Origin of the sequence: Nostoc sp. 'Peltigera membranacea cyanobiont' 213, from assembly GCF_002245975.1 — a bacterium.
Classification (GTDB): domain Bacteria; phylum Cyanobacteriota; class Cyanobacteriia; order Cyanobacteriales; family Nostocaceae; genus Nostoc.
This window is the reverse complement of sequence record NZ_NOLI01000030.1, coordinates 21,119-45,745: the sequence shown is the minus strand read 5'-3', so window position 1 is coordinate 45,745 and position 24,627 is coordinate 21,119. Positions and strand designations below refer to the sequence as shown.

At 49.4% G+C, this 24,627-nt stretch carries 1 protein-coding gene; it reads right to left on the bottom strand.

The annotated features are described in order from the left end of the window. Window positions 1-6: 6 nt before the first annotated feature. Window positions 7-24,627: a non-ribosomal peptide synthetase gene (locus CDG77_RS11275; protein WP_094329468.1), complete on the bottom strand. Its 24,621-nt coding sequence runs from the start codon at window positions 24,625-24,627 to the stop codon at window positions 7-9.

The following is a 24,627-nucleotide window of genomic DNA, read 5'->3' as shown; positions in this document are numbered from 1 at the left end:
TCTTCACTATTGATTACGAGAACGGTGCTGTCGCCTGAGTTGTAATTGTCCGTTTTTTAAAGCTTTAATATCACTCTGAATTTGGCTGCGAGAATTATTTTTATCGGATGTATCTTGTTTAAGCAAATTCCCGCTTAAGTATTGACTTAAAGTCTGGATAGTTGGGTACTTAAACATATCAAGTATTGACAGTTCTGAACTCAATACTGCTTGCAATTGTTGATTAATTTGTACTAGAAGTAACGAATGACCTCCCAGTTCAAAAAAATTATCGCAAATTCCCACTTTTTCTACTTGCAGCGCCTTTTGCCAAACTTCAGCGATAATTTTTTCCACCTCTGTTTTTGGCATTACATAATTAGCTTCATCTAAAAGAGTTGGCTCTGGTTTCGGAAGGGCGCGACGGTCTACTTTTCCATTGGGGTTTACGGGTAGGGCTTTGAGAAACACAAAAGCAGAAGGTACCATATAGTCGGGTAATTTCTGTTTGAGGAAGCTCCGTAACTCGCTAGTACTGGGGGGGTGAACTTGGGGAACAATATAGGCGATCAGACGCTTAAAATTGGGATTGTCTGCTTCTGCAATCACCACAGTTGAGAGGACTTCTGGGTGTGTCTCTAGTACAGCTTCGATTTCCCCAGGTTCGATGCGAAAGCCGCGAATCTTAACTTGATTGTCGCGGCGACCGAGATATTCAATATTGCCATCGGGTAAGTAACGACCGAGATCGCCCGTGGCGTAAATTCGTTCTCGAACAGAGCCTTCTAGCGGACTAACAAATGGATTGGTGACAAATTTGCGCTCAGTAAGTTCCGGGTTATTGAGATAGCCTTGCGCTAGACATTCACCACCGATAAAAATTTCTCCAGCGATGCCGATGGGCATTAGATTGTAGTGTTCGTCCAAGATGTAGATTGCGACACCAGGAATGGGACATCCAATCGGAGGCAAGACTGGCCAAGAGTTGACATCCTGCTCCAGAGTGAATGATGTGATGACATGAGTTTCCGATGGGCCATATTGATTTTGTAAAATGCATCTAGGCGCATCTCGAAACATCTGGGAAATTGCTGAGGTGATTCTGAGAGCTTCGCCAGCGATAATCACTTCGCGCAAGGTATGCAAAGAACGTCCTGAAATCCGCAGTTGTTCGGCAAGACTGCTCAAAGCAACATAGGGAAGATACAAACGCTGAATCTGCCGATCTTCTATTAACTTAGCTAATCCAGCCGGGTTGGTACGCACGTTCTCGTCAATCAGTACCAGGCTACCTCCACCGCCCAGAGTGGAGAATATTTCCTGAAATGAGACATCAAAATTCAGTGAGGCGAATTGCAGGGTTCGAGGTGTTTGATATTCTCCGGCTTGAGAAATCTGCCACTGGATCAAATTCATCACGGCTCCATGTCCCATAGCTACCCCTTTGGGTTGCCCGGTAGAACCAGATGTATAAATGACATAAACCAAGGAGTTCGCAGGTAGTAGGGGAGACGGCGAAATTTCCTGTGGTACTTCGCCTTGCTCTACAGACAAAATCGGCAGTCTTTGTTTCTCAGATCCGAACAGATTTATCAGTCGATCGCGGAGCTTTTCCTCAGTCAATATAACGATCGGCTCTGCATCTTCGATGACAAAAGTCAGACGTTGCTGCGGATAAGCCGGATCGAGCGGCAAGTAGGCAGCCCCCGCCTTCAGAACTGCGAGGATCGCCACTACCTGGGAAATTGAGCGTTCAGTGAATATACCCACAATCATGCCAGGTAGAACACCTATCTCCCGCAGACGGTTAGCTAATCCAGCAGATTGCCGATCTAATTCCAAATACGTCAGCGATCGCTGATCGTGGATAACTGCGACTGCTTCGGGTGTTTTCTGTGCTTGAATCTCAAATAGGTGGTGGACGCATTTCTGTAGGTTATCAGCTTTTTTAGGGACGCGATCGCCAATGCTGCATTCATTCAGCAGCTTTCTTTGTTCGTCCTTACTCAGTAACTGCAAGCTATGAATCGGTTGATTGGGGTTTTGGCAGACCGCTTTTACCAGGTTGCTAAAATGTTCTGCCAGCCGGACGATAGTGGGTTGCTCAAAAAGATCGGTATTATACGCCATATTCACCAAGATTTCGTTGCATTGCTCAACGATTTCCAGGCGGAGTTCGATTTCCCCTGCCGGACTAGGCCCTGCTACTACCGAAACGCCCTCCAACTGATTTTGCAATGTCTGTTCTACCTCTGGTCTCCAGAAACTTTGCATTGCGAAGGAGGTTTGGAATACTGGGGAATGCGCTAGATCGCGAGAAATGCAAAGTTCGGAAACCTGTTTGGGAAACGGAAAGTGCCCACGATCCAGTCCATCGGCTACTGTGATTTTGAGGCGCTGCAACAACTCAGCAAATGGCTCATTGACGTTAATTTGCGTTCTAATCGGAACCATATTAATAAAGTAGCCCACAGTGTTGGCAAATCGATCTTCAGGTCTTCCTGCACTTGCAACCCCAACAATGATGTCGCTTTGAAGGGTATATCGAGCCAGCAATGCCTGATAGATTCCGAGCAATAACACGAACAAGCTGACATTCTGATTCTTGGCCAAAGCTCGAAGCTGGTGGGTTGTATTTGATTCCAACTTACTGGAGATTGTCGTACCTGCATAGGTTTGGCTGGGGGGATGCTCCCGGTCGAATGGCAACGCCAGCAGTGGCAGAGTACCGCTCAGTTGCTTCTGCCAATAGGATAGACTGGCTTTGCCGCGTTCGCTACAGATTAATGCCTGTTCCCAAGCAACGAAATCTGCATAGTCGGCGCTCTCTGGCGAAGCAATTGCAGGTTCGCTTCCTTTTGAGAACGCGGCGTAGGCGTGCAGGAAGTCGTGCAGCAGAATGGGCAAAGACGATCCGTCAACTACCAGATGATGAATCACAATTAGCAACTTGTGGTGGTTCTGCGACTGGTGAAACAGATGAAGGCGAACAAGTGGATCGCTTTCGAGATCGAAAACTCGATCGGCGGCGGCTCTTAACCGATCTTGTAACACTGCATCCGTTGCGAAATCGCGATCGCTATCCTCGAAGAAAAACTCGGTCTGCGAACGAATGGTTTGGATGGGATTTCCTTTGTCGTCGGTGTGGAATTGCGATCGCAGTATCGGGTGACGCTCCATTAGGAAGGATGCTGCTTGTTTGATGGCATTAACATTAACGAGCCGATCGAATTGTAGCGTTACAGGGACGTTGTAAGCCGACATCTTCGGAACCAACTGGTGCAACAGCCACAATCCGCGTTGTCCTTCAGACAGGGGAAAAGTCGATACACGCACCTTGCTGGTTGTTTGTGGCTCGGAAACTGACTCTATTTCACTTGTCACATTTAGAGCGATCGCTGCCCGTTTTTGCTCAATTAGTCGGCACAGAGCTTCCACGGTTCCATAGTCTGCTAGTTCACGATGCCCGATCTCGACGTGGAGACGTTTTTGTAGCCGCCGTGCAATTTCCATACTGCGAATCGAATCAACGCCTAGTTGCCAGAGGGATAGGTGCGGTCTAATTTCACTTTCGGTGAGGTCAATGGATTTAGCCACAATTGCGGTGACAATTTCCTGTACGCTCTGACTTGCGGCTGGGCGATCGTTTGGGTTGGAATTGTCGGGTGCGATCGCCCCATTAAACTTCGGTTCATCCGAATTAGCACTGCTGGCAGCTTCCCAGAAACACCGTTTCTCAAATGGATAATTTGGCAAAGAAATCCTCTGAACCTGTTTCTGTTCCCAAAGCGACACCCAAGGAATCTTGCCACCCTGAACCCAGAACTGGGCAAGTTTTTCGTAGTTCCGTTGTTCAAGGAATAGCTGTAACACCATCGCGTCGGCACCACCAGCCAATAGCGTTTGTAATGAGTTGTCGGTTTCGGTAATATTTCCGACATAAGTGGAAATTTTCCTTGACAAATTGCTTTGGGTATGTAACATAAGATGAGTCAGCCCACTCCTCAACTCATCAATGCTGTTGACGACCAGTGCCACTCTCGATGCCATCGCCTCGCGTCCTACCTGGAGCGTGAAGGCAAGATCCGCCAAGGAAACGTCTTGATTGCGATCGAGAAACTCAATCAATTGAGATATTTGAGCTTGCCGACAATCGTCGTTCTTGGCAGATAAAATGATGATTTGGGGCGAATCCTGGGCAAGTTTCAGAGTCTCTTGACTTGGCTCTCGCCGATATTCTTCAACAATCAAATGAGCATTGACACCACCAGATCCGAGCGCAGTAATCCCCGCTCGTCTAGGCAAACAGATGCCATCAATCGTCAACGGCGACCAAGGCTCAAGTTCTGTCTGCAACTGAAACGGAAGTGAGGCAAAATCGATGTCTGGATTAAGCGGTCTGACCACTTTTGTTGGACAAAGTTTTCTGTGTTTTAGCTGTAGTACGACCTTCATAAACTGCGCCATTGCCGAAACGGATTCGCCATGTCCGATGGTCGATTTCAGCGATCCCAGTCGGTAACATTGCCAACGATCTTCAGCGCGATCGCCAAACACTTTTTTCAGTGCATTCAACTCCAGGGAGTCTGCAATTTCCAATCCCATTGCTGCTGATTCGATGTAACCCACTGACCTGGGATCGATGCCACCGCGATCGAGCGCCTGACTAATAACCTCAGCTTGGCGAAGCGGATTTGGGGTACCGTAAGCGTTGGCTCGACCGCTATGATTGACGGCACTGCTGCGAATAACCGCAACAATAGAATCGTTGTCCCGACGTGCATCCTCAAGACGCTTCAGGACAACAGCTCCGACACCTTCTCCAGGTACAAAGCCAGTTCCGCCTTCGCCGAAGACTCTTGGCATCTTCGATTCAGCCAGCAAGCCGACCTCGCATAGATACTTGTAATTTCTCGGATCGAGATACAGATTGACCGCGCCAACGATCGCCATTTGCAGGTCGCCGCGACGCAGTGCTTCACACCCCTGGTGCAGCGCTACGAGGGCTGAGGAACACATTGTATCGACAGCTACGCTTGCCCCTCGAAGATCCATCGCATGGGAGACGCGATTGACCATAGCGGCAAAAGAAGTGTTGAATCCCACCTTGGTGACGGCACCATATACCCCAATGCGATCGCGCACCGCATCGTCGAGTCCTGACGGCGAATATCCCGCATCTTCAAATGCACGCCAGCATTCCTGCAAAAATACCCTTGCCTGGGGGTCCATTTGAGCCGCTTCTCGTGGCGATATATTAAAAAATAGCGGGTCAAAAGTGTCAAAGTCTTCTAAAAATGCGCCCCATTTGCAGTAACTTTTTCCTTGTTCCCGTGCCATCTTTGGATCGGCTTCAAAGAAGCCATCCATGTTCCATCGGTTGTTTGGCAAGTCAGTGATGCAATCTCTTCCCGATTGCAGGTTTTCCCAAAATTCTGTTAGGGTCTTAGCCTGGGGAAATCTACCGCTCATTCCAATTACGGCGATCGCATCTGCGATTGGGTCACGCGACTGATGTAAGGCGATGGTCTTGGCTGCAAAATCTGTAGACGGCTGCTTATTTGCAGTGCTTTCTTGGATGGCTGCTTTCGGCTCAGGATGGTCTTCCAGTTTTACCAGCTTCGCAAAGTTTGTCCGTTGAGTTTCGGCGAAATGATTCACTAAGGCATCAATCGTTGATGCTTCAAAAAGCAATCCCGCTTTCACACCTTCAAAGTGTTTGTTGAGCGCATTGGTCAACTGGGCGATGATTATGGAATCAACACCATAAACGGCGAGGGGTTCTGATGGATCGATTCGGTTTCCATCCATCATCAGAACCTCACCGATAAGTTGTTTGAAGTAAGTCGTCCCCTTTTCCTTCAATTCCTTCAGTGCAGATGAAGCACCTTCCTTGTCGTTGGGTTGCCTAAAGTTAAGTGCTTGCTGTTTTGGAGAAGGTACGGAAGAGATCGATTCTGGCTGACGAACAACACCATCACTAACAGCGACAATTACCTGTTGTCCCAACGAATCAGCCGAACGCGCCGGGTAAGCGATCGCTTGGAAACCCTCTTGCTGGAGGACTCGTTTCCAGTCTTCTGCTAGCAGGAACGGCGATCCAGGTACTCGTGCATCTTCAGCTAACCACCATCCTGCCAACAAACCGAAAGTAAGGTGAGAAATTAATGAAATTTGGGTAATTTCATTGAGGAAAATCACGCCTTGTCCGCGCAAGGCGGCTTTAGCGTTACGTAGAGAGCGGCGAATATTGGCTGTTGCATGGATACAGTTGGTGGCAATAACTATATCAAAAGAGCCGATTGGAATGCCCTGCTTCGATAGAGGCTGGTCAACGTCAAATAATTGTGTTCGCAAAAACGGATACTTGGGTGCAAAGTGTCTTTCTGCGCGAACCAGAAATGCTGGGGAAATGTCTGTATAAAGATATTCGCCAACCAGATTGCCCAAAGGTTCGAGATGGTGTAATAAAGTTGCTGTTGTTGATCCTGTGCCAGCACCAATTTCCAGAATTCGTATCGGTGTCAACTCATCGACCCGGCATCGTTCCTGTAGGTAGTTAACTACAGTCTGGGCAAGCAGTTCGTTGAAATGCGTCGCGATCGCATTCCTTTCGTAGATTCCTTCTACCAGTGACATGGAACCATTGGGGAAAATGATATCTGTTGCTCGCTTTTGTGCCTTCAGAATCGCTGGAAGTTCGCGCATACAAACATCCACCAGCGTGACGATCGCCTGGATGTGAGGCATACTGTCCCAATGGATTTTCTGGCGATTCCATTCATCCCAGATATCACTGAGATTCCCTTGCACGCTATCCGGCACGAGCGCGATCGCCAGCCGACGACTCTCTTGCAGCCAGAGTTGATAGAATTCTGGAAGAGCGGGTGACAGAGTGGCGTGTGGATGCAACAAGTCGAGGCTTGTCAGCGTGCCATGCAGCAATCTCAGCAGCAAAGTTTCTATGGCTGCAATCGGTTCTAGATATTGCTTTGCTATGGCTGCAACGCGATGGTCATGCCAGGGAATTTGCCTGAGTGCCGACTCAATACAAGACGGATTGACCGGGGGATAAACATCAAGCCACTCGTCGTCCTTGACCAAATCAAGCCTGTCTAAACCAGTGGTTTTCAAGAGAGCAAGTTGATGCAAAGGGCTGACCAGAAAGCCTGACAGCGCTTCTAAACCCTGTTGCGATGCGATCGGCTCAATCCCGCACTGTTTCATGCGGATTTTCGTGGCGTCAGGGATGGTGTTACCAGTTCCGACGTTCCAGTACCCCCAATTTATCACCTTTACAGGGAATGGGAGGCAACGGTTCAACTCGATTGCGAAAGAGTCCTTGAACGCGCAGCCTGCGGCATAACCGCTCATACCCCCACCGCGAGTTAAAGAAATAATAGAGGAAAAAAACAGCATGAAATCTAATGGCTCGTGTTTAAACACGGTTGCCATATTCACACTAACATCGATCTTGGATGACAAAATAGAGCGGAATCGGTTCTCGTCCATTTCACTGAGGCTTTGGTCGAATTGCCCAACAGCCGAATGAATGACACCATGTATCTGGGAGTACCGAGACTTGATGGACTTGTACGCTTCAGTCAGTGATTCTCGATCGGATGCGTCAGCCTGTAAATATTCCGGGGCGTGACCAATTTGTTTTAACGTGTCAATTTTTTGACGAATTTCATCGTCAATTTGCCGACGACCGATCCAAATGACTCTGGCATCGTAATTTTCAATAACGAAGCGTGACCAAGCGCTGCCTATGCCACCCGCCCCGCCGATAACGACGTAGACACCACGGTTTTTATAAGCAGAATGAAACTCATCGGCTTGAGGGGTCGGAACGTTCCGCATTGGGATCGGAGTTTGTCGATACCATTCCCCGTCTCGCCAAGCGAAAACCTTGCCTGCGCTATCATCGGGAAAATGTTCTAGATCGACAGATGAAAGCGATCGCCCTTTTTGTAGATCCAAAACGCGGACGTTCCAAGAAGGCAGTTCTTTGGCAAGGACACCTGCAAAACCATGCACGGCGGAATGCACTGGGTTTGACGACTCATCTTTATTGATAGCAGCAATCTGCGTCGTCATGAAAGTAAGAGCCAGATTTTTTGTAGCGTAGCCAGCCGAGAGCAGGGACTTGGCAATCCGAAAGACCGAAAGTATCCCGCCCTCTTGTGCAGATAACACTGTACCATCATCTAGCAACGAACAGTTATCTTCGGGAACGACAATGATAATGTGCTGCCAAGACGAATCTGTCTCTAACCTGCCTTTGAGAGACTCAATCCGGTTTTTTGCCATGTTACCAAAATAGGATGCGTTAGGAAAGCAAGCTCTCAGATCGTCTTTGAGTTCCGCATCTACACCGATAATCAGCGTTCGCTGTGTGCGATCGCTAAAAGGCAGGTTCGCTTTCAGTAAAGGTATTGCATCCCAGCACGGCACTAAGGCGTACAACTTCGCCTCTGTTTTTAAATCTGACTGCCCCTCATCGCCATCAAGCGGGCAAATCCAATAACTTTCGCGGGCAAAAGCATAAGTAGGCAGACTAATTCGCTGGGGTTTTTCGTTGGCGTAAAGTTTGCTCCAATCAACGGTCATGCCCTTAGTCCAGCCATCAACTAAAGCGGCATATTCACAGTTATTCATCCAACCTGCGATGACTTCAGACACATCCCTGTTTGCCAAAAGACTAGCCAGATATTCCTTGCCAGATTTGCTCTCTCCGTAGAACAATTCCGATTTGGTATCTGAATCCTTCCAAGCCATTTGCAGCTTATTTCTCAGTTCGGCCATCGACTCAACCACAAAGCCGAGACGTGTTTGCATCGCTTCTCGCCCAACTTGCAGCGTGTAGGACAGGTTGGCCAGGAAGTTTTCTTCGTACTGGAGATTTTTAGAGCAATTCTCTTCTAAGAATGCTATCAAGTTGGCGACTTGACCCTTGAGACACTCGTTGTTCTTTGCAGAAAGGACGATTGGGAAGGGGCCAGAAAACTCGCATTCACTATCAGTATAACTACGATACTCTTCAATAACGGCGTGTGCAAAAGCACCGGAAAACCCAAAAGAACTGACACCCGCCCGTCTAACGCCTTCGCTTTCCCAATCAGTCAGTTCACGATTGATATAAAGCGGTGAGCCTTCCAACTTCAGGTAAGGGTTGAGCTGCTTGAGATTGGCGAGAGGGGGAATCTGGCGATGTTTGATCTGTAGTATTACTTTAATCAGCCCAGTGATGCCAGCAGCACCCTCTGCATGACCGATATTTGCTTTCACCGAGCCGATCGCGCAAAATCCGGTCTTATTAGTATACCGGGCAAATGCATTCTTAAGACTGTTGGTTTCGATCGGATCGCCGAGCTTGGTTCCAGTGCCGTGAGCTTCTATATAAGTTAGCGTTTCGGGATCGATGCCGGCATCTTCCCATGCTTTGACGATCGCGTTTTCCTCACCCGCGACGCTAGGCGCAGACAGAGACGGTGTGTAGCCTCCGTGTGTAAAGGCAGTTCCCTTGATGACGGCGTGGATGCGATCGCCATCTTTCTCTGCCTGCTCCAGGGGTTTGAGCAGTACACTAGCAATACATTCGGCTGGCACATAACCGTCAGCGGCAGCATCAAATGTATGACAATGCCCAGTTGGAGATAACGCTCCCAGTTTGGAAAAATAGCGGTAGTGCAGCGATGAGAGTAGCAGGTTAGCACCACCCACAAACGCCATTTCGCATTCCTGGTTTCGCAGTGCTTGACAGGCGTAATGCAGCGCCACCAAAGACGAAGAGCAGGCTGTATTAATCACCATACTCGGCCCCTTAAAATCGAACCAGAAGGAAATCCGGTTGGCGCTGATGCCGCTTCGTCCCGTCCCAGTATAGATATCAAGCGGCAAACCCAACTCGACAATTTTCTCTGCATAATCATCAAAACAGATGCCGGCGAAGACACCCGTGTTACTGCCACGCAACTGATTAACCACCCCGGCATCTTCTGCTGCTGCATACATACTTTGCATTAGCAAGCGATTCTGCGGGTCCATCCACATCGCTTCTCGCGGGGAAATATTGAAAAAGGCGGCATCGAATTTGTCTGCATCTTTGATGAAGCTGCCCCATTTGCAGTAGGTTTTGTCTTCGGAACCAGGATTTGGGTCAAACCAGGGACGATAATCCCAGCGATCGCGAGGCACTTCCCGGATTACATCTCTGCCGTCACGGATCAACTGCCAAAACCGATCGAGATCCTCGCATTCGGCATACGTGCTATGCATACCGATGACTGCAATATCGCCGTGCAGGTTTGCTGACACCTTTTCGTGGTTTTGCAATATTGAGCTATCTAACTTTTCTGGAATAGTTCTGTGCTGGGTTTTCCTTTCACCAAGTAGTTGTAGAAAAGCAGCAGGATGGGAATCTACGAAAAAATTCGTCACTTCCATCAGGCTGGGGTATTCAAAGAACAATGTGGCATTTAGTTCCAGGTCGGTATCCTGTTCGATGCTGGCTGCGATCGCCACCAATTCGGCCGATCCCAAACCTAGCTGCATCAAATTGGTATTCACCTCCGTTTCGGCGATCGATATCTGCGCTGTGATATTGATTTTGTCGATTAGATAACGCAGCACATCGGCAGCCAGACTCGTCTCAAGGATCGATGCGTCAATTGAATCTGATTTCAGTGAAGCCTGTTCAGGTTCTTTTCGGTCATGGAGAAGCTTTAACGAACAACCCCGCAAGCGGGCAACCACTAATGAGTTATCAGAAATAATATCTGCATCAAACAGAATCAGTTCGCCAGAATTCTTGACTAACCGAGTATATACCCAGCAACGATCGAGCGATCGCCAGTTGTCAACTTTGACACAATAGATTTCTTTAATGCCAAACGGCAAATAGTTAGAATCGTTACCAATTGCATCTGCAAGCAGGGGTGCTGCGGCCAGGAAAGCGCTGTCGATCGCCAGAGGATGTAAAGCATAAGTATGGGACTCTTGACGGCTCTGTTCGGTCAAACAAACTGTGGCAATTATACCATCACTTGTGCGGAATAATCTTTCAATCGTCCTGAAACTAGACCCCAAGCGAATTGCGGGAACAGTTTGGTAGATCGATTCCAGATTGCCAATTGGAGTGGAAGACTCCAGTAGGCGTTCTACGTCCAAGTATTCCTCTTTGTACAGATCCGGCTGTAAGTGTCCTGTTGCCGCAGTTTGCGTCAATTGTTTCGAGGTGGTGCAGCGGTATCTAGCCTCGAAATTCAATCCGGTTGGGATTTCTGAGGTGTGGATTTCAACGGTGACAGCTTCCCCTCGGTCAACAATTATCGGCTGAACAAAAGTGAGGCGTTTCAAACAAAGGGCACGCTGGTGCGGAAACCGTTGGAAAAAGTCTGTCATCGCCAGACTGGCATGAGTAACTCCTAACAGAACCCGATCGCCCAACAATGTGTGGTCTTGGAGAAATGGTTCGTCGTAAAAATATGTTGCTGTCATCCCTCCTGATGTCTGCGATCCCAATGGCTCTGCCGTTGCTTGGGTATCGTCCTGGGAATCATGGATGATGTAGGAAAACTCCTTGTCATGCTCAAATGCGTATCCAGGCAACACCACACACGATTTGCGATCGACGCGATTCAGCCGAGCAAAATCGATGTCTGCACCAGCAGCCCAGTAACGCGCTAACCTGAAAAGGTCGCGATCGCCAATAGCGGATTGCAATTGGGCATCTTTTGGTGTCGGTAAGTCTGCGCCGCCAAAAGATGCGTAGATACCCGGATTGCTAACATCGACATTGTGACCTGCTAACTGCTCGACTACATTGAGCGCTTGGTTTGTTGAGGATGCGATCGCGGCTAAACGATACTCAAGGTTGCAATCTCGTAACTGTAGAGCCGAAGCAAGATCCGCTACTGAAATCGCGGGATGTTCTCGCAAATATGTCTGAAGCCGTGTCAAGTAACTCTGTAGTCCTTTTTGGGTTGCGGCAGCAAATACAAGTAAAGTTTCGCTCGGATGAGGTCTAGATGTGGTATTTGACGGTTTATCTTGATATTCCTCCACGATTAGGTTTGCGTAAGAACCGCCTGCGCCAAAAGAGTTAATCAGGCTACGGCGCGGTAGGTCGCTATTGTGAGAATCCGACTGAGGAACCCAGGGCGACAATTGTTCCTGTAGGTAAAACGGTGAATTGTCGAGTTTGATGCGGGGATTTCTCGGCGTCGCGTTGATGGTGGGAACGAGGGTTTTTTGCTGGAACTGCAATAGTACCTTGGCGATTTGCGAAATGCCCGATGCGGCTTCCAAGTGGCCCAAGTTAGATTTAACCGAACCGATCGCACAAAAACCTGTTTTGTTAGTTAGCTTTGCAAAAGCATTCTTCAGCGCAATGATTTCAATCGGATCGCCAAGACTGGAGCCATTCGCCGCCGATTCGACATAGGTAATTGTCTCAATGTCGCACCCACTACGGGCGATAGAATCCAGCACCAGCTGAGTTTGTTGGGCTGGATCGGGAGCCGTGAATGCCTGTCTTCCGCCGCTGTGATTCACAAAGCTGCTTTTGATGATGCCTTCGATCCGGTCGTTGTCCGCAATTGCCAAACTGAGCGGTTTCAGCAGCAACGTTCCTACGCCTTCGCTGGGAATCATGCCGTCGCCGTCACCAAGGCTTCTGCTGTGTTGTCCAGAACCAAGGAAGTTGGATCGCTCCAGGGATAGGAATTTTGAAGGTTCTAAAGTCAAATTGACACCACCAGCCAACGCCATCGAACAACTGCCCTGTCGCAAGCTTTCACAAGCTAAATGGATTGCGGTCAAAGAACTGGAGCAAGCAGTATTCAGCACCAGGCTAGGCCCAGTCAAATCAAAAAAATGCGACACCTGATTAGCAATTTGCCATTCCGTACCGTTGGAACTGAGGACGGCTTCTTTTCTAGAAGGATTAGTCCAGGCATACTGACTGTACATTGAGCCGACAAAAACGCCGATGCCTTTCTTCTCCCTAAGCTGGAACTGTTTTAGGGCTGCCCGTGAATAGCCCGCAGCTTCAAAGGTTTCCCAGGTAATTTCTAGGAATAAACGCACCTCTGGGGGCATGGCGATCGCTCTTTCTTCGGAAACACCGAATAGTTGACGATCAAAACAGTAAACATCGTTGAGGAAACCACCGAAGTGCGATCGCGCCGGAGTTTCGGAATGCTTGCGATCTGACAAATTCGACCGCCGAAACCTGTCCGCCTCGACAATGCAACTACGCCCTGTTCTGAGAACTTCCCACAATTCATCTAAATTTTTAGCACCTGGGTAGCGACCAGCAATGCCAACGATGGCGATGTCGTCCTGCACAAACCTACTCGCGTTTGACGCGGCGTTCGCGGTATCCGATGCGGTCGTGTTTTGGGCAGGTTGGGGAGATACTCTAGGGGATGGCGAATCTTCGTTGGTGGATTGTGAGACGGAATTGCTGCTTGTTGGCTCAGTTTCGTCAATTCGAGTCGGGAAGGACGCGGTTAAGAACTCCTGGTGATGGGCTAATAGATAGTCAACAAGTTCGCGGGTGGTGCTGTATTCAAACAAGATGGTGTTGGGCAGCGATCCAGTCACCTGTTCCAGTTTTTGGATCAGCCCCACCTGCACAATTGAATCCACACCATACTGCTCGAAGGGCGTATCGAGACGAACCTTGTTTGCTGGAGTCCGTGTTGCCTCTGATAAGGTCTGGCGAACAAATTCTGTAGTCCGCTCCTGCAATGACACAATACTATTTGTCTGCACATTTGATGAATCATCGGGCTGCGTCTGGGCGACAGATTCCGGCTCGACATGGGGCTTGTCCAACAAAGGTTGACGAATGACGCCATTGCTGCTGGCAACGACGATCTGATGGCCTAAGTCATGGGCAAACTGCACCGGAAACTTAACGGCATCGAAACCTTCTTCTTGCAAAACTTGTTTCCAGGTATGAGAATTCAGCGCTGGGCAACCTGGGATACGCATTTCGGCATCTTCAAAACGCCACCAGCCTTCCAGTAAGCCAAAAGTCAAGTGAGAGAATAGAGAATTACCACCGATCTCGTTGATAAAGACTTGTCCGCCTGCACGCATCGCGGCCTTGACGTTACGTACAGTCTGACGGATATTTTTAGTTGCGTGGAGGACGTTCGTTGCTACTACAATGTCATAACTTCCAGGCTGAATCGACTGAATTGAAAGAGGCTGCTCGACATTAAAGCGATCGACCTTGAGAAATGGGTAGTCGATGGCGTAATGCTCTTGGGCATGAATGAGGAATGCCTGGGAAATATCGGTATAGCAATATTCGCCGATGCGATCGCTATAAGGCGCAAGCTTTTGCAGTAAACCAACAGTGGTTCCCCCTGTTCCTGCACCAACTTCCAGGATTCGGATCGGCCCGTTGCCTTTGTCCCAACTATTAATAGCATCGACAACTGCATCGCCAATCACCTCGTTGAAAAAATCTGCAACCGGATTACCTCGATATAGCGGCTCGACCAGGCGCAGCGAAGATTCAGGAAAAATCACGTCCTGGGGAAGTTTTCTACCACTCAGGATATCTGGCAATGAGTGCAGACATTTCTCCACAAGGTTTATCTCTGCTGTCACGCTGGCGCTTCCTTCCCAGTCCCGCCGCGCTTTTTGCCACATCGTCCAAAGTTCTTCGACGCTGCTGACATTTTCCTGACGAATTAACAAGCCATTCTGTTGAAGCAGACGGATGCTCTCGTCAAGCCACTTATGATAGTAGGTCATAGGGAGCGATCGCCCATTCGGGGAATTAAGAACTCCCATCTCGCTCAAATTGGCAAGCAACAAGTTTTGCAGCAGCGCGTCACGGGCATCCGTGCGATGGGTGCGAATTAATTGCCATTGCTGAGAATAGCGGATTTCCGGCGCAACATTCTCAACTACAGGATGAGCCGTTTGACTGGGTGCGGAACCGACTACGGAAAGCACTTCATCTTCAATTACAAACTCAAGTGCTTGAGGTTTGAGCAGGTTGATGAATGCCAATTGATCGATTTGTCCTTGCAGCAGTCGATTTAGAGCCGCCATTGCCTGCTGTGATTCAATGGAGCCGATGCCGTTTTGCCGCATTCGTTCTCGATAGGTAGCGTCAGCCACAACACCAGTGTTGCCCCAATATCCCCAATTCATCACTTTCACCGACACAGCCCAGTCTTTGCCAAGCTGTTCGGCGTAGGCATCGAGGAAGCTACACCCAGCGGCATAGTTGGCTTGTCCCGGCGACTCACCAAAAGAGATCAGGGAAGAGAAGAAGAGAACGAAGTCCAACGGCTCATGCTGGAAAACCTGAACTAAGCGAACGCTGGTTTCAGCCTTGGCGAACAGTCCAGTCCGAAAACGGGTAATGGACATCTGCGCCAGACTCTGGTCTTGAAGCTCGATCGCAGTGTGTACCACGCCATTTATACAACTGTAGCTTTGGCGAATCTCTTCGAGAGCTTTTTCTAAAGAGGCTTTGTTTTTGGCATCCGCCTGAATGTAGAGCGGTTTTGAACCGAATGCAGCTAGTTTCGCCTGTTTTTCGCGGATTTTATCGTCAAGTTCTCGCCGACCGATCCAGATTACTTGCGCTTGATAGTTCTCAATGATGTGTCGGCTCCAGACTTCGCCAACACCGCCAGCACCACCGATCGCCACGTATACTCCCTTTTGCTTGTAAGCAGGAAAATCGTTGCTTTCAAAGGCGATGGGGATCAGCTTGCGGGCAAACCATTGTTTGTCTCGCCTCGCAAGTAACGGGAAATCTGCGGTGTCATTGTCAGAAAATAACTCAGCGAGAGATGGCAACTCGCCCCTGTCAATATCCAGTAACCGGACGCGCCAATGTGGATATTCACTCTTGAGCGTTGCAACTAGACCGTGAATGCTTGCCGCGATCGGATTTGCGGTTTCAAATGGGCGAACCGCGACACTCTGACTCGTCACCACAGTGAGCGCTAAGGATTTTTTTCCGTAACCGCTCTCAAAGAGCGATTTGAGCAAGCGAAACAACTGAAGAACGCCAGACTCCTGCTCATCGACAAGGCGATCGTCATCTAAGGCATATTTAATCGGTGCTGGAGCAAGCCAAAGTAAGCGGTCTATCAATCCTAGCAATTCGATTTGTTTGGAGAATTCCTCAACAGATTGCGGTTTTGCCGAGTCAACCAGCACTGTGGTGCGATGGAGTTCGGCAATCTGGTCTTTCCAGGTTTGGTTTGCACCGAAAACTACTGTGAGGCTGTCTTTTGAGCGATCCGCTTGAGGTGCGATCGCCACACGATCCCAAACTGGTTTCAGGGTTACAGAACCCAATCCGGGCGGTATCTCGTTACTTATCAAAGGCTTTGGTTGATGTTGAATGACTGCTGCATCGGAATCCTGCTGGCGAATTTCGCGGGCGACAAAGCCCTTCATCCGCACTGCAACCTTACCGTCGTCAGTGCATAAATCGATGTCTATTCGTTGAATTGGGCTGTCTTTTTTGGTTTCGGGTGCAAAACGAACCCAAGCCCACATGAGGGCAGCACAGGAATCGTATACTTCTATTTGTTCCAGGGACGATGGCAACGCCAACCGCAGCGACTCTTGGGAATTAGTCAGCAATAAGCCGACGCACGACTGCAACCCAGCATCCAACAGACTGGGGTGTAAGATATATCGAGACTGCTCTTGAGCGACGGCATCAGGAATCACCAACTTTGCCAACACCTGTCGATCTGAAGCTTTGCCAGCGGACAGGAACAGAGTATCGATGGCGTGGTGAGCAGGGCCGTAATCCACGCCTAATGTGCGAAAAATCTCATAACATTCTGCTGATGAAAGTTGACGTTCTCGTATTTGTTGCTGTAGCTCGAGCAAGTTGAGAATAGGAACAGTATTAAAACGCACTGCTGCGTCACCGTGGCAGTGAAGCGAAGTTTTGCCTTTGAATGTGCTGTCGATCTCGAAGCGCATTTGGTTCAGCGCCCCGTCGAACAATTTCAATTCAACGACTGCTGGCGATTCGTCAACAAAGAGAGCCTGTACCCAAGCAACATTACTCAGTACAATTACTGCCTTGTCGTTATTTCCTGGATACTCTAAATTTGGCAGCGAATGGCTGATGCTTTGCCAGAAAGCGCGGTGAACCATTTCCAGGTATACCACAGCAGGCAATACTTTTCTCCCAGAACCATTGTGCCGGATTTGGTGATCTGCTAGAAAAAACTCATGCCCAGTGAACTCGTAGCTGTAATGTTGCGCCGACACCGAAACATTCTTATGCTGCAACGGATCGATCGCATGGCTTGGTGCAAGTGTCGAAAAGCTGACTGACGAAGAATTAGGAGTCGGCCAATAGTACTCTGGTGCAAAAGGGTATGTGGGGGCGCTAATTCGGGACGGCAAGCGATCGCAGTATAATCGACTCCAATCCACCTTTACCCCCTGAATCCATACCTGCGCTAACTTGGCTACATTCTTTTTTACTAGCCACTGCGCCAATAATCCTTGTATGTCCTCATCACCTGCAAACAGCTTGAGAATCTGATTCTCCCTAGATGGCGAACCAAAATAGCAACCCTCAAAAGGCTGCCAGTCGGTAGCAAATCGGCGGAGTTTAGCGAGTAATTCTTCAACGCTACTGGCAATGAAGGCAACCCGACTCTCCATCGGCTGGCGACCGCATTGCAAGGTGTAGGCAAGGTTTATTAACCACTCGGTTTCGCTCGAATCGTTGGGTTTGGCAATCCCCTGTTCTAAATAATCAGCTAGCGATCCGACGTATTCTTTGAGACGCTCGTCTTTCCTGGCTGACAGCACAATCAAAACCGGACTATTGAGTTTCTTTGGGGATAACCTTGGACTTGGCAGATATTCTTCCAGAATCGCGTGGGTATTGGTTCCACCAATGCCGAAGGCGCTCAGAGCTGCGCGACGGGGCCAGGGCGCTGCCTCCCATTCATGGAGACGATCTATGACAAAAAATGGCGATCGCTCAAAATCAATGGCGGGATTTGGTTGGCTGAAGTTGATTGACGGTGGAATCTTTTTGTGATATAAGCTCATCGCCACTTTAATGCATCCTGCCAGCCCTGCACCTGTATCCAAGTGCCCAATATTCGGCTTGACTGAACCAATGGCGCAATACTGCCTTTGATTGGTATGTTTTTGATAGCTGTCGCAAAGCGCCTGAATCTCGATCGGATCGCCTAGCTTGGTGCCAGTGCCGTGGGCTTCGATATAGCCAATCGTCTCTGCCCCAATACCTGTAGAATTCAGTGCCATATCGATCGCCTGAGACTGACCGCGCACGCTGGGCGCAAAGAACCCAGCTTTATCTCTGCCATCGTTATTGATACCGATTCCTCGGATTAGGGCATAAATGCGATCGCCGTCGGCAATGGCTAGAGGAGCTTTTTTCACCAATAACACCGCTACACCTTCACCTGCCACCAGTCCATCAGCAGCCGCATCGAAGGTTCGGCAGTGACCATCACGGGATAAATTCAAACCGGGACGATGCAGATATCCGATCTCAGACTTAGGCAACAAGGTTGATGCGCCGACTAATGCGTAGTCGGACTGACCCAGGCTGAGGCTTTGATAAGCGGCACTAAGTGCTGCCAACGACGAGGAACAGTTCGTATGCACAAATACGCTCGGCCCAATGAAGCCCAGCTGATAAGAAATCGTGGTGGGAATCGTGCCGCTCTGATTTAACATCCAGGCGGTGTATTCGTCCGTTGCTTCGATAATTCCAGCTTTGTCAACCAACGTGTTGTAACCACTGTTGCTAGCGGAGATAAACACGCTGGTACGAGGGATCTCGCTTGACACATATCCCGCATCTTCCACCGCCCGCCAAGCGTGCATCAGCAGCAAACGGAATTGTGGGTCCATGAACACGGCGTTGCGTGGCGAGATGTTGAAGAATTCGGGATCGAAGTTGCCCTTACCTTCAATCGTTCGCTGGACTCCCACAAAGTGGGGATTTCGGATCGAGTCTTCTGAAACACCAGCTTGGCGTAGTTCTTCCTCAGAGAAGAATTGCCCGCTTTCCTTGCCAGCACAGATGTTCTGCCAGAATTGATCGTGATTTGGGGCGTCGGGAAAGTGACAAGAGATACCAACGATCGCTAGGCTATCTTGCAGTGCTTCGCCTTTGGCGTTGTCGAAGGCTAGCGCAGATCGCTCTTGCTCATCTTCGTGGGACGCAGACATGAGATTTTGTAACGGAGTTTCTTCAAGAATCTCAGCCTGTTTGTCTCCTAAATAGGCGGCAATATCTCGGATTGTTGAATACTTGAACAAGGATGTAACCGGAAACTCTTGATTAAACCTTCGCGCTATCCGATCCGCCAGAATCACAGACAGAACCGAATCGCCGCCAGCAGCAAAGAATCCGTCGTTAATGCTAATATCCGTGACATTCAGTACATTCTTCCAAATATCTGCCAGAATCGCCTCGGTTTCAGTCTTGGCAGTTACTTTCTCTGTCTTCCGTTGGATCGCAACCTCTCGGTCAGCGAGGGATTTTCGATCGACTTTGCCGTTGGCAGTTAGAGGTATGCGATCCAGTGAGACAAATGCTGTTGGGATCGCGTAATCGGGCAGACGTTGCTTCAGATGGGCGATGAGATCGAAGTCCTGTAGCAAGTTTTTTTCGTCACTTTGCCTGGGAACGTAATAGCCGATGAGACTCTGGACTCCCTGGCGTTCCTTTGCCACCACCACGCATTCAGCTACTGCGGGATGGCGACTCAGTTCGCGTTCGACTTCTTCCAGTTCGATTCGGAATCCGCGAATCTTCACCTGAAGATCCAACCGGCCCAAATGCTGGAGGGTGCCGTTGGGTAGCCAGCAGCAGAGGTCGCCCGTGCGATACAGCTTGCTGCCGTTATTCGCCTCTAGGGGATGATCGATAAATTTTTGGGCGGTAAGTTCCGGCTGGTTCCAATACCCCCGCGCCAAACCCGCGCCAGCGATGCAAAGTTCGCCGGGGACACCCATCGGAGCCAGTTGGTCGTGGGCATCCAGGATATAGACACGGGTATTGGCGATCGGCTTGCCAATGGTGACTGAATCGCCGGGTTGGATCTTCGCAAGCATCGACCAGATTGTGGTTTCGGTGGGGCCGTAAAGATTCCAGACTTCGCAGCCGATGGAGGCAAACATCGATCGCAGGGAATCGTTCAGCATCTCACCGCCACAGAGAATTTTTAAGTTCTCGTCATTTTTCCATCCTGACTGGAGCAACATAGTCCAAAAGGAGGGTGTAGCTTGCATAATAGTCGGTTTCGCTCGCCGAATTTCCGCCTTAATTGCCTCAACGTCTTTGAGTCGAGCGCGATCGCAGATGGTGCAACGCCCACCCTGAATTAGGGGGAAAAACAGTTCCAGCGCGGCGATGTCAAAACTGTAGGTTGTAACTGCCAGAAAATCAGCCACGAACTGCTTGCCGATTTGGTCTGCCATGCCGCACAGAAAGTTGGTCAGCGCCCGATGTTCGATTGTGACTCCCTTGGGCTTACCAGTGCTTCCCGATGTATAAATGACATACGCGAGATTTCCCAGACCTGCCAAACATTTTAGAGGCTCGACCGATTCCGCATCCTGTTCGATTTCTTCCCATTGCCGATCTAGGTTAATGTACTGTGCGTCGATGAAACCAATTCGATTGTTCAGCCACGACTGGGTAACGAGGAATGTAGCACCACAGTCACGTAACATATACGTCAAACGCTCCTGGGGAAATTGCGGATCTAAAGGCACATAAGCACCGCCAGCCTTCATAATCCCAAGCAAGGCGACGATCGTATCAAGCGATCGCTCGACGCAAACCGCAACCAAGGTTTCCGACTGGACACCTTGTTGCTGCAAGTATTTGGCTAAAGCTGTACTTTTGCGATTCAGTTCTTCATAAGATAGAGTCCGCTCACCGCAAGCCACCGCCACCGCATTCGGAGTTCTCTCGACTTGCTCTTGAAACAGTTGGTGAACGCAATTGCTGGGATATTCTACGGAAGTTGCATTCAAATCCCACTGAATCAACCGTCGTTCCGCGTCGTCCATCATTTCGTACTTGTGTACCAAGGCATTCGGATTGGAAATTGCCACTTGAGTCAGCTGCAAATAATGACCGAGCATCTGTTGAATCGTTGTTGCGTCATATAAGCTCGGATTATATTTAAAACTGACTCGATAACCATTTGCTTCTTCAAATACCTCCAACACTAGCTCGTATTCACCTTCTTGGTGGATGTCGAAGCTAATTTCTAGATCGAAAAGGTCGCCGTAGCAACTGCATAAGTGTTGCAAATCGCTAGGTGCGAGACCGTTCTGGTACTCAAATGCCACTTGAAACACGGGGGCGGCGATCGCATTGGGGAGAATGCCGATATCTCGGACAACGGTTGTAAACGGAACGCTGGCGTGGTCAAGACCATCGGACATGGTGTATTTGAGATTTTCCAGAAAAGTCGCGAACGTCTGCTGACTGAAGCCTTTGCTGCGGATCGCCACCATATTGATGAAATAACCAACGACCGAGCGGAATCGTTCTTGCGGTCGTCCCATGCTTGGCATCCCAACGATGATGTCATCCAAGTTGGTATATCTATGTAACAGGATTTTGAATAGAGCCAGAAATATGGTAGAGGGGTTGACTCGTTGCGCTTTGCTAAAACTTTGGATTTGAGCCGCCAGCGACGACTCAATCGATGTCGAAATGACTGCGCCGGAAAACAGTTGTGCTTTTGACCGCGAGCGATCTGTGGGTAGTTCCAGTACTGGCAGGTTGCCTGAAAGTGTCTCCCGCCAATAGGATCGATGTTTTTCCCAAGCGCCATTCAGCATCTGCCGCTCCCAGAGAACGAAATCCTGATATGTTGTGGAGATCGGCGCAGCAAGCGGCGATTCTCCGTGCAGTAAGCGGCGATAAGCATCAAAAAGTGAATCAACCAATGGTAGGAACGAGCCACCGTCAAACACAATATGATGTACGCAAATCAGAAGGTAGGTTTGCGTTGAAGATTTTTGCAGCAGATCCACCCGGATTAAGGGGCCTTGTTCCAGATTGAAGGGCTGTTTCGACTTTTCTCTGAGTTTAGATAGGATGCTTTGCTCATCAAGGACTGAAACATCTTCGGTATTAATGCCGATCTCAGTCCCCGGAGCCAGCCCTTGTCTGAGAATGCCGTCTTTTTCAGACAGGTGATAGCCGAGAACAGGATGCTGTCTGAGTAATGACTTCAAAGCCTTTGACAAAATCGAAGCGTCGATGGTGTTGCGAATCTTAAGACACAACGGAATATTGTAGGCAGTCATGAGCGGAAATGACTTCTGTAACGCCCATAATCCTTTTTGACCTTCAGAAAGCGGAAATTCCAACTCTCGGTTTTCCGGTTCACTCACCTGGGGATTGGACGGGCGGTTCGCCTCCAAGTCGATTCTTTGACTTAGGTGTTTTGATAGCGATCGGATTGTCGGATGCTGGAGCAAATCTCGACCTAAAACTTCGATGTCGAAGGTTTCCGACAGACTGCGAATCACCCGCATTCCCGCAAGAGAGTCGATGCCGTAATCTTGCAGATGTTTATTCTCATCGATTCGATCTGACGGGAGGTCGAGGAACTCGACTAGAATACAGGTGAGATATCGACGCAGGTTCTCTTCACTGGATTGCCCTGGATCGATCGCAAAGTCCTGAAATCCCGTCTTAGGAATTGCCGCCAGAGATGGAGGATGCTGTATCCCTTCATCCAGCCAATAGCGCTGTGTCTCAAAATGATAGCTAGGAAGCGGCACGCGGCGGGCGGTGGGATGTTCCGGCCAGGAAATTGCACTGCCTTGCACCCACGCCGCCGCGATCGCTTGCATGCCGGCAAAACTTGAAGGATCTTGCTCTTGAGCAGAACTCACAGTGCCAATAAAGACATTGGGATTCCCTTTTTTCGTCGAAATGCCATCGGGCGCTTCGATATACGATTGCAGTCCAGCCCTCAATTGTTGGCGATCGCGCACGACCATCGCCATTCGATAGTCCATGTGTTCGCGCCCATTGTACAATGTGTGGGCAATGTCCTTTAAATCAGGGACTAAGGAAGTAGCAAGAAACTGGTTGAGTTCCCTTGCGAGGGCTTTTAACGATTTCTCGCTTTTCGCAGAAAGTACGATGAGAAACTCTTGAATGACGGGCAAAGATTGAGTCGGGGAATATTCTTTCTCTGACGGACGATACTCCTGAATTAAAATATGAGCATTGTTGCCGCTCATCCCAAAAGAATGCAGTCCGGCGAGGCGCGGCTTGTCCGTTTTGTTCCAAGGCAATGTCTCGCTGGCCAGAACACAGGGCTGATTGTCTGTGTCCAGCGCCATATCCGCGCCAGAAAAGCCGAGAATCTTGTGAATCTGCTCGGTTTCCAAACTACGGACGATCTTCAGCAGCGCCCCCAGAGCAGATGTCGATTCCATGTGCCCGATTAAAGGCTTGAGCGTACTAATTCGACAGGAGTGGAGATCCAAAGTTACGCCTCTAGCTTTGGCTAGCGATCGCAACGCCCGATTAAAGGCTTCCCACTCCGCCAAGTCGGAAAGACGATTCCCCATGCCCTGAGCTTCGATATAGCTCACGTCACGCGGGTCAATACCAGCTTCTCCATAGCATCGCTCGATCAAGTCTACATGACTCTCTATGTTCGGAGAAGCACTCGAAGTACCCCCTTGACCATTAAAGTTTACCGCCGTATTCGATATCAGCGCATAAATAAAATCACCGTCTGCCTCGGCTTGTGTGAGGCGCTTCAACATCACACTGACAACACCTTCAGCCCGTAAATGTCCGTCTGCGTTCTCTTGAAACGACTTCACGGTATTGGTGCGGCTCAATTGCTTGGTGCGCGACAGTGCCAAGAAAGGCTGCGGGCGCAAAAGCAAGTTGGCAGCACTGACAATAGCATGGCTGATTTCACCGGATCGCAGTGCCGATACAGCTCGATGCAGAGCGACTGCCGCACCAGCGCACTGTGCATCTACGATCTCGCTGGGGCCTCGAAAATCAAAAAAGTACGCGATTCGATTAGCCAGCAGCGATGCCTGCCCGTACCCTTCACCCGGATCGAGTCCGCGTTCATTCAATATTTGGAGATAATCATCGTCTTGATGAGCAACATAGACTCCGGTGCGGGATTTCTTCAACGTTGCGGGGGCGTATCCGGCATCACATAAAGTTTGATACACTGACATCAGCAGCAAGCGCTGCCTTGGGTCTATTTGCTTCGCATCAAAGGGAAGAATCTTAAAGAAATGCGCGTCAAAGCCGGCAACATCTGGAATAAAGCCGCCCCATTTACACCGCGTCTTTCCAGGATCTTTGCCTGCCGGATCGTAATACTTGCGCGAATCAAAGCGTTCTCCAGGGATTTCCTGAATTAACGAACGGTCTGCGTCTAAAGCTTGCCAGAATTCACGGACGGACATACAACCAGGCAAGTAGCCAGACACTCCAACAATTGCGATCGGCTCAATTTGAAACGAAGGCGGCACAATCAATTCTGGTTGTCTGGAGGGCAGGGACTGCATTGAGTCCCGATAAAATGCCTCTTCGATACACTTAAGTTGCTCTTCCGTATTCAT

Excerpts from the sequence above, each read along its gene's own strand:
- CDG77_RS11275 (WP_094329468.1), bottom strand. The coding sequence starts at position 24,627 with ATGAATACGGAAGAGCAACTTAAGTGTATCGAAGAGGCATTTTATCGG.